This is a genomic window from Petrotoga halophila DSM 16923 (assembly GCF_002924615.1).
Genome location: NZ_JALY01000052.1, coordinates 1 through 9,953 on the forward strand (window position 1 = coordinate 1; position 9,953 = coordinate 9,953).

Below are 9,953 nucleotides of genomic sequence, written 5' to 3' on the forward strand. Positions count from 1 at the left end.
GTCTTGAAAAAAGGTAAAGTCAGAAGGGCTAAACTCTATTACCTCAGGGATGTTAAAGGAAAGATAAGGATTAAAGAAAGGAAGGATTGAGCCTTTTGAAAAAGGCTACTAAGAAGAAAATTAAAGATGAAACCTTAGATTGGATTTACGCCATAATATATGCATTGATATTCGGAACAATTATCAGACTGTACGTTTTTGAAACAATGATGGTTCCAACTCCTTCTATGGTTCCAACAATTCAGGTATACGACAGGTTGTTTGTAGAAAAAGTTACTTATGAATTTGCTGAACCAAATAGAGGTTCGATAGTGGTTTTTTGGACACCTTTTGTGGATATCAGGGCACAACAACAATTACGTGCTTTTGATAGGTTTATGGATTTTTTTGCTCCAGCAAAATTTGAAGGCCATGTAAAATACGTGAAGAGATTGGTAGGGAAACCGGGCGATACCTTGAGATTGGTACCGGTAGGAGAAACGTTTTGGGAAGATATTAAAAACGGTGAAATCCAAAATACTCCCGATTGGTTGAATTTCATTATTAATTATTATGAAAGTGTAGATTATATACCATCCCAGATAAAAAACAAGGTTTCAAAATTAGAAATAAACGGCGAAATACTACCCGAATTTGAAAATATTTATTATTTACGAGATGCAATATTTGAAGATCCTAAATTCTTTGATTATATAGCTTATCCCGATAAATACAGTTATGAAATTGCCACTTCTGATTTATTTTTTATGTATAAGGATAACTTCACGGGTAGGTTGATACCAGCTAAACCCACTATTGAATGGTACAAAGAAATGAGAGATACACTCTTATTTACTGATTTTTATGAAAACGAACTTTCAAAATTGGATTTACCTTCTTTAATATTCAAAGATGAAGAAGGCCTCGTAAATGTGAAAATTCCAGAAGGATACTATTTCTTCATGGGTGATAATACACTGGAAAGTCAAGATAGCCGCTTTTTTGGATTTGTTCCTGTTGAGAACGTAATTGGAACAACTTTTTTAAGAATTTATCCGTTTGACAGATTTGGAAAGATATAGTTAACCCTATCAAAAAAACCGCCAAAAGGCGGTTTTTTAAGTTTAAAACTGGCGGAGACGGTGGGACTCGAACCCACACGGGGTGTAACCCCATCGGTTTTCAAGACCGACGCCTTAGCCAATTAGGCTACGTCTCCACCAATATGAACGAAATGCACAACCCAAAGGAATTATACCATATAAGGAGAGCTTTGTCAATGAAAGAATCGGATGAAAAGGCTGAGAAAATTAATAAATACATTGATCTGCTGATTAACTACCCTGTAAATCTGACTGCTTATAAAATCGAAAAAGACGCCTCTGAAAACCTTGTTTTAGACAGTACAATTCCTATAGAGTCAGAAGACAGCTTTCTAAATTCAAAAAGGATTGTAGATATAGGAACCGGCGGAGGTATACCTGGTTTAGTATGGGCTATATATTTCCCAGAAAAAGAATTTTACCTAGTAGACAGCATATCAAAAAAGATACAGGCTTTGAAAATTTTTATAAGAGAGTTAAAATTAACTAACGTTTATTTGTTCTGCGAAAGAGCGGAAGATTTTGCAAAAACCCATCGAGAATATTTCGACTTTGCCACATGTAAAGCGTTGGCCAGAAGTGATATTGCATTAGAATACTTGGCACCACTCGTGAAAGTAAATGGCTTTATATCTCTATTCAAAGGCCCATCATACTTCAAAAATGAGATGGAATATACACAAAACGTGTTGAAAAAGCTAAATATCGCTAAGTTTAAAGAAATTGAATACGAAATTGGTGAAGACAAGAAGAAAAGGTATTTTATACTTTTTAAAAAAATTGGAACAACCCCCCAAAACTTTCCAAGGCAAGTAGGGATTCCAAAAAAATTTCCTTTAGGAGAAATCAAATGATAAAAATAATTGTTGATCAGCCTTATGAGGGTTCTATGAATATGGCATTGGATCTAGCCATAGCCAAACTAAACGCAATTAGAAAAATTTCTACTTTAAGGATCTATCAATGGAAATACCCCACCATATCCCTTGGAAAACATCAAAAAACTAACAACCTGAACTGGGAGTTTATAAAAAGAAACAACATCTCTGTTGTAAGAAGACCCTCAGGTGGAAGGGCGGTCTTACATAATAATGAAATAACCTATTCCTTTTCAACTTTTGCTAACAACAAAAACTTACCAAATAATCTACTTGCCAGCTACATGAAAATCTCTCAAGCGCTAATAAGATCATTAAACATATTAGGAATAGAAGCAGATCTTGAAAGGTCAAAAAAAGAAGGAGTAACCAAAGACCTTTGCTATGACGCCCCTTCATTTTATGAGGTGAAAGTTAAAGGAAAGAAACTAATTGGAAGTGCCCAATACAGAACGGCGAATTTCATTCTACAACATGGTTCAATTCCAATTAAGCATGACTATGAAACCTATATTAATTCTTTTAAATATTCTCATACTGATTGGATAAAACGGCATTTAACAAGCTCTACCATCGATTTAGAAACAATTTTAAAAAAACCTATTTCAAAGATAGAGATAGTCAGAGCTTTTGAAATAGGTTTTAAATCAGTCTTCAAAGAAGAAATATCAGAAGGCTTTTTAGAACAAGAGGAAATAATTCTCGCACAAAAAATGAAAAATAATTTTATCGTTCTGGAGGAAAGGAATTAACGATTTGGTTCACTAACGGTTTCAAGCTTTGTTGAGTCAATAGATTAGCATATTCAACATTTATCCATTCTTTAATCCATTTCTCAGCGTTTGATTCAGGAATTAATTTATCCTTTTTAAATAGGTCATCATCTTGGGCAGTACTCGCAGGAGAATTTATTTGTTGTTAGAGGTGAAGGGTATTGTAGAAAGTCAAAAAATCTGTTGGGAGAAAATCGAGGTGATTTAAATGTGTGATACAATGATAAGTTTCGACAGGTCTAATAATAGGTCTTTCTTCGGAAAAAATTCTGACAGAGAGCCGGGGGAATTGCAATTCGTATATATTTCCTCAGACCCTGTGAGGGAGTTTAAAGAACAGCCCTATTTAGAGGAGAAAAAGGAATACAAAGAGCACTCCTTCAAAACATTAACTGACATATTTGATAGGTTTGACCACAAATATAGTGCAATTCTTTCAAGGCCTCTCTGGATGTGGGGAGCTGAAATGGGTGTTAATGAACATGGCTTATCTATAGGAAATGAGGCTGTTTTTTCAAAGGAAAGGGTTAACAGGGACGGCCTGCTAGGGATGGACATATTAAGGCTTACCCTTCATAACACCAGGAGTGCAAAAGAAGCTGTGGATTTCATATTAGGTCTGATTAAAGAGGTTGGTCAAGGTGGTGACGGAGGCTACCAAAGAAGCTTGAAATATCACAATTCCTTTCTGATTAAGGATTTTAATGAGGCCTATGTACTTGAAACGGCAGGAAAGCACTGGGCTTTTAAGAGTGTGGATAAATTTGCTTCAATTTCAAATGCATATTCCATAGGTGAGGATTTTGAGAAATCGGACATGGAGGATTCACATAACTTCAAGTTACAATACCAGAACAAACTTTTTCCCTTCTTCTCAAAGGGTGATATAAGACAGAGGACAACAAGCAGCAATTTATTGAAGAAATCAGATTCACTTAAGGATATCAAGAGTATTTTAAGGTACCACCACAAAGGAAGCTTTAAGCCGGTGAAGGGCATGAAATCAATCTGCCAGCACACAGGCTTCCTTATTAAGTCAGAAACCACCTCCTCCATGATAGTGGATTATTTAGGAGACAAGTTTATTGTATGGTTTACAGGATGTCCCCACCCCTGTGTATCTTTGTATAAGCCACTTGTAATCACATATATAGGAGCAGTATTCAATGATGTGGAAAAATCAATGGAATATAGTAAAAAAGCTTGTGCAAGAGCCATGGAAATGGTAGACATGTATGAGAATTTCCTTGCAAATGTAAAGCCTGAAAGGGATGCATTGGAGGAGGAGTTTGAGAAAATTGTATACAGCAATATAGAAAGTAAATCCAATGATGAAATTGCAGCCAACGTTGAGGAATGCCTTAAAATGGTGACGGCAACATAGGATATATTAAGAAGAGTCGTGAAGAATATGGCAATAATTAATTATTCTTGTAAGGGAACTTAAGATTATAATCAACTCCACAATTTCTTCAGTTTCTTTTTCACTAGTCAATCTATATTTAAAAAGGCTCTTTATAGACCTACTAGTCTCATTACGCCGGTCACAACTAAATTCCAAGACGAACCAGCGACGGTATTTGGAGATGTATTTGGAAAGCAATTTTGTAATTCACGCAGTAGTTCATAATACCTTAATCCTTTCGGGATGTTTTTAATCAATTCAACCGCTTTATTCCTTATTAGTTCTCTTTTAGAAGGTATTTAAAACCTCCTTTGATGTTCCGATTTTATATAACGTCCTGAGTGTTCCTGACTTGCCTATGCCCCCCTGGAGCTGTGCGATGTTTGCTTGATATTATCTTTTAGCTAAACTAACGATAACACCTGCAAACATCATACCAGAAGGAATGTCCCGAAAGGTAGGTTAGTTTTGCCGTAACAGGCACACTCTGTTAAGTGAAGTCGGTCGCCCCTTTATTAAAATGGATGTAAGAAAACATCTACTTATTAAATAATTACTATTCTTGACAAATTTTAGGTTCTATAAATACTAAAAGTTGAATTTTCTTTCTACTTAAAACAACTTAATTATCTTTTAATTCGTCCGATATACAAAAATCATCATTTATTTTTATTACTGTTAATATAAATAATCGCAACAATATCATGTAGTTATTATTATGTACATTTACAATATCATCGCTAGATGGTTGGGTATGGACATATTTATTTCTTAAATCTAAACCATTATTGAATTGTGATTTGTTAAGAAAATAGTTTATATAAGCTTGCTCAGGTCTTGAAAATAGAGTGCTTTCAAACTCAATAATATTTTTCTTCTCAAGTTCATCCATAATTAACCGTCCTGGATCGGGATACCTCCAATAATTAATTACTTCATTAAAATATAGATCTTTTAAAATAATAATTAGAAGTTTATCATCGAAAATAATATACCCTTCTTCGTTAGTTGACAAGTATTTGTGATCAATCAACCAATTAATTTTTTTAACGCAATAATCTGGATAATCCTTTAATTTTAATTTTTCGTTGCGTAACAATTCAAAAAAGTTATTATATGTTTTTTTATTTTTTTCGTTATATCCTAACTCACTCTGATCTGAAAAAAGCAGAAAAGTTACTGTTTCGTATTCTTCTCCAATACCGTAGACATATTTTTTATCAACCAATGATGGTATATTATTGTAAACTAGAGGCTCTGAACGGATTTCAAGTAATTCAAAGTCAATTTCTCCCTCTTGGACAAATAAAGAAAATTGTTTTAATACTGATTCCATGCCTGGCATTATAATAGTACATTTTTCAAGCATAGTAGAATTACTCGAAGGCATAGTAATCTTAAATTTTGAGGCATTAAATTCTTTAACAAGGTACTCTATAAAAAACCATTCTATTACTTCTTCTAACCTAATACCTAAACCAAATAGCTCATTATAATATCCTTTTATTTGAAGCAACGACAAAATATTTTTATTATTAAATTCTATGCCTGTTTTATAAGCATTTTTGGATGAAATACCTCCATATCGCTCAAAAACACCCATATGATTAAACTTATTAACAAGTGTAAATCTCATCTGCCAATCTACAAATTCAAATAAATAAATAAAATTATTTAATAGAGTTGCATAATCAGTGTTATTTTTAATCCATTTTGTATTATATTTAGCTGTTATTGATTGACTCTCTCTCTTTACAATAACTTCTTCGTCCTGTGATTCAGAAAATACGACAGTTATCTTTATATTCATTTTAGAGTCTTCAGTGAATAATTGACCCTCTTGGTTTTCAGCCTTCTTTTTTGCTTTCAACAAGGTTTTTGGAGAAATTTCAATTTTATCTTTATTACTTTGCATATTAGCAATAAGCCTTAAATAATTCAAATTTGGGTTTTCACTTTCAATATAATTATTAATAATGATTTCTTTGTCTGTACTATTTAACTCCTTTGGAAAGTTTAAAGGGTCTTTATCGCTAATATGTTTCATCTCAAATTCATCTAATAATAGCTCTGCTGATGAATAATCATTAAGCATATGTTGCCTAATAGTCTTTCCAAAATATTCTACTATCTTTTTATGCTTTAACAATTCGTAAAGCCATACTTCTGGTAAGTTTATAATCTCCTCAAAGTTTATTTCATCAATACTCTCATATACTTTAAATTTATCTATCAATTCCCAAAAATCATCTCTATAATATCTTTTAACTTTTTTATATAATACAATAAAATCATATTGAGCTATTGACTTAAAATATCTTGCTACTATTCCAAATAATTTATTAATAGTATTTTTATAATAACTAATATTTTCATTTGACCAGTCTTTTAGATATATTTCATTATCAAAATATTTTTTGACATTATATAGTTCAATCATATCATTAATATCGAGAGCTTCTTTTTCTGCTTTGTATCCTTCAAATTTTTTTATAATGTTTTCAATATTACTTAAATTATTGCCACACATTAGGTCATTTGTCGGATAATATTTTATTCTCTCCACTTTGCACCCCCCATAACAAAATACAAATATATCAGAAATTGTTGTATATTTTCTGTAATAGTATGATGATAATTAGTAAGTTATAACGATTTGGGCGGAAGTAGAACCCAACCCAGATATACTCTGTTATACACTGTCATCATTTTTTGCTTTTTGTTCTTCTTTAGTACCCTCCACCAGTTTTAAACATCATTTGATTGCTTCTTAAACGAAATCGATCGGATGAGCCATTGCAAACCCCGAATTGTCTTCAAAATAACTCTTGGACGTTTTGACTGTATACCAATTGCTACGTCTTGATATGGAATATAGGCTTTTACGATACCTATAAAGTATGCTACATTTTGTGATTTTGTGCTCTGGATTTCTAGAGCTTCAGGTTTAGAAACCACCGACACTTCACTTTTTCTGGGAAATACGAAAGCAGCTATCAGGTATTCTTGATTGGCTCTAACAAGAGCGTCTCGTATTAGTTCGATTGAACCACTTCGTATGTCGGTGGTAGCGATTATCGAGGATCCAGAGGATTGGTCAAGAAAATCGACTGGCGGCGAACCAAGCAAGAGAGACAGCCACACAGTTGTTTATCAGCGCCCGTTCACCACCTGAGCTGGCATTTGTGTCAGTGTAATACCTAAAACTTGCTGGGTTTTATACGGAATAAGATACCATCTTAAAATCGGGGTTTATGCGGTTTCTCAGGAGAGCCCTGTTCATCAGTTCGGACAAAATGTACAAAAATGGAGAGGTGATAAAAATAATATATCAGATTTAACCTTATAAAGGTCGGCTTGCCCAAAATTTGAATAGGAATGACATTTCTTATCAATAAGAGTGATATCGCATTAGAATATTTGGCCCCACTCGTGAATGTTAATAACTTTATATCTCTATTCAAAGGCCCATCTTACTTCTAAAATGAGAAGGAATATATACAAAACGTGTTGAAAAAGTTAAATGTCGCTGAGTTTAAAGAAATTGAATACGAAAGACGAAATAATTCTCGCACAAAAAATGAAAAATAATTTTATCGTTCTGGAGGAAAGGAATTAACGATTTGGTTCACTAACGGTTTCAAGCTTTGTTGAGTCAATAGATTAGCATATTCAACATTTATCCATTCTTTAATCCATTTTTCTGCATTTGATTCGGGAATTAATTTATCTTCTTTAAATAGGTCATCGTTTTGGGCAGAGTTCAATATCTTTGCAAAGATATCAGACACAAAGGCTTCTGTTGCGTCTCTTATACCTACTTCATTATAATTTATACCAGATACATTAAATGCAGGGCCAATTAAGTTAGCCATTTACATCACCACCAAGTCAGCATATAGGTAAGCTTTAGCGCTTTGAATAATTGCAATTATATCTTGAGGAGTTGCTCCAGCAGTTTTCAAAGCTGTAATCAAATTTGAAACCGTTGCAGGTTTTCCACTTATTTTCCCGTTCTCAACACTTACACTGAAATTACCATAACTAACGGTGAAATCTGCTATTTCAACATCTCCTCCAAGAACTATTGTTCCTGTTTTTTCGTTGATCACTATCTTGGCTTTTACATCCGGAGTAATCTCTATCTCTTCAATTAAAGCTAAAAAAGATATGATATCCTCTTCAAAATATTTTGGAACTTCTATTCTAATCGAAGATGGATCAAGAGATTTTGCTATTTTTAATGAAAAAGTTGAATTTATTGCGTTGGCAACCCTCGCTGATGTTGTTATATCTGGTTGTTTTAAGTTGATAGTCACCGTGTTTTCATTTATAATCTGTGCAGGAATTTCTTTCTCTATAATTGCCCCTTCAGGGATATACCCGACAACCTTGTATCTTTCTTGCAGGTTAGAGGATGAACGAATGTTGGCTCCTCCAGTTAAGACATTCCCTTGTGCAACAGCATAAATTTTATTATCAGCACCATAAAGAGGTGTTTGCATTAAAACTCCATTTTCAATCGAGTCAGAATCTCCTATAGCAGCTACTGTAACGTCTAATCTCATACCTTCCTTGTAAAAAGAAGGTATATCAGTGAAGACCATAACAAGCGCTGTATTTTCTGTTTCTACATAAGAGGTAAGATTGATGTTAAAATTGGCCAGCATATTGTTTATCATCTCAGAGGGCACATCCCCTGAATCTCCTGTACCATTTAACCCTGTAACTAAACCGATTCCAAATAATTGATTGTCCCTTGCACCTCTGAAATCAGATATATCTTTTATTCTAACTCCAGCGAAGGCACATATATTAATAATTAAAATAAATAAAAAGGTGAGAAATAAATTTTTTCTCATTTTGACTCCCTTCTAAAAGAATATATTCGCTATTCCTGAAAGTATAGAGGTTAACCATGACGGTTCGTTAGGATCCTGTTGAAAAACTATATCACCATCGTACCAAATCTTAGCATTCGCTAAACTGGAAGAATAAATAGTTCCATCTTTTGCTATGTTTTTGGGAGAAGCGTAACCTTCAACAATCATAGTATTCCTGTTGTTACCGACCTTAATTTCCTTTTCTCCTCTAATTTTTAAAAGTCCGTTTTGGTCTTCTTCCTGGATTATTGCGGATACAAATAGTTGAACCTCCGCGGAAGAAGAAGCGCTTTTTTGATCGTTTTGTACACTAACCTGCGTTGGATCTCCAGCCCCTATAGGCAAAAAATTGGATAAATCCACCCCTCCTATATTTGTAACTACTGAGTTAACCGTATCAACAGACGCCTTTTTATAATCAGGCATACTTTCAGATAAAGAGAGGGTAGGATTTTCTGAAACGACAATTGTTACAACATCTCCTACTCTAAAATCCTGGTTATAGTTGTAAATAGAATTACCTTCTTCATCATTTTTATTCCACAATGATTCAGAGAAACCAAGGGTAGTTAAAACTAGAAAAATTAAGAAAAAAATAAAAACTTTTGAAACCTTCATAGTGATCATTTTTTACGAACCTCCTAAACTAACCAGAAGTATTGGGCCTTCCTTCAGTTTACCGGTTATTATGTTCCCGCTTTCAACATTCCTAACACTCAAAGTATCTCCAAAATTTGCATTTGTCATAGCCCTCGCCAAAGTAGAAACCGTGATACCCTCAAATTCTACCAAAACCGTTACAATGTCTCCAGCTTTAACGTCAGGTATACGTTTCAAATAAGTAGAATCTACTATTTCACCTTTTTTTACATCTTTTGTTAATTCATAACTTCCTGATTTTAACAATTCTACATCTATAGGTTTATTGTTGA

The 9,953-nt window shown here is 33.5% G+C and carries 10 protein-coding genes and 1 tRNA gene; 5 read left to right on the top strand and 6 right to left on the bottom strand.

Annotated elements, in window-relative coordinates:
- The coding region (locus AA81_RS02300) for a 50S ribosomal protein L19 (protein ID WP_146050326.1) at positions 1-90 on the top strand (90 nt) is incomplete at its 5' end.
- 5 nt (positions 91-95) lie between these two features.
- Positions 96-1,061, top strand: a complete 966-nt coding sequence (gene lepB, locus AA81_RS02305) for a signal peptidase I (protein ID WP_103898064.1) — start codon at positions 96-98, stop codon at positions 1,059-1,061.
- 49 nt (positions 1,062-1,110) lie between these two features.
- Here lepB and AA81_RS02310 read toward each other — a convergent pair.
- Positions 1,111-1,198: transfer RNA gene (locus AA81_RS02310), tRNA-Ser, on the bottom strand.
- A gap of 60 nt (positions 1,199-1,258) precedes the next feature.
- On the opposite strand from AA81_RS02310, the gene rsmG reads away from it, so the two are divergent.
- The 3 genes from rsmG (at position 1,259) to AA81_RS02325 (ending at position 4,117) form a co-directional block, all read left to right on the top strand.
- Positions 1,259-1,936: a 16S rRNA (guanine(527)-N(7))-methyltransferase RsmG gene (gene rsmG / locus AA81_RS02315; RefSeq protein WP_169999586.1), complete on the top strand. Its 678-nt coding sequence runs from the start codon at positions 1,259-1,261 to the stop codon at positions 1,934-1,936.
- Complete coding sequence (locus tag AA81_RS02320; RefSeq protein WP_103898066.1) at positions 1,933-2,712, top strand: lipoate--protein ligase family protein; 780 nt, start codon at positions 1,933-1,935, stop codon at positions 2,710-2,712. The genes rsmG and AA81_RS02320 overlap by 4 nt, the downstream gene beginning before the upstream one ends.
- Before the next feature lie 229 nt (positions 2,713-2,941).
- Positions 2,942-4,117 (top strand): carcinine hydrolase/isopenicillin-N N-acyltransferase family protein, encoded by a 1,176-nt coding sequence (locus tag AA81_RS02325; RefSeq protein ID WP_103898067.1) that lies wholly within the window; start codon positions 2,942-2,944, stop codon positions 4,115-4,117.
- A 643-nt stretch (positions 4,118-4,760) separates the two neighbouring features.
- Here the strand turns inward: AA81_RS02325 and AA81_RS02330 are convergent.
- The 5 genes from AA81_RS02330 to flgA all read right to left on the bottom strand — a co-directional run.
- Entirely contained in the window at positions 4,761-6,704 is a 1,944-nt protein-coding gene (locus tag AA81_RS02330; protein WP_103898068.1) for a hypothetical protein, read from the bottom strand.
- Between the two features lie 1,027 nt (positions 6,705-7,731).
- Entirely contained in the window at positions 7,732-8,013 is a 282-nt protein-coding gene (locus AA81_RS02340) for a hypothetical protein (protein WP_103898070.1), read from the bottom strand.
- On the bottom strand, positions 8,014-9,000 hold the full coding sequence (locus AA81_RS02345; RefSeq protein WP_103898071.1) for a flagellar basal body P-ring protein FlgI: 987 nt from the start codon (positions 8,998-9,000) through the stop codon (positions 8,014-8,016).
- A 12-nt stretch (positions 9,001-9,012) separates the two neighbouring features.
- Positions 9,013-9,648: a flagellar basal body L-ring protein FlgH gene (locus AA81_RS02350; protein ID WP_103898072.1), complete on the bottom strand. Its 636-nt coding sequence runs from the start codon at positions 9,646-9,648 to the stop codon at positions 9,013-9,015.
- 3 nt (positions 9,649-9,651) lie between these two features.
- On the bottom strand, positions 9,652-9,953 hold a 302-nt coding region (gene flgA / locus AA81_RS02355), incomplete at its 5' end, for a flagellar basal body P-ring formation chaperone FlgA (protein ID WP_103898073.1).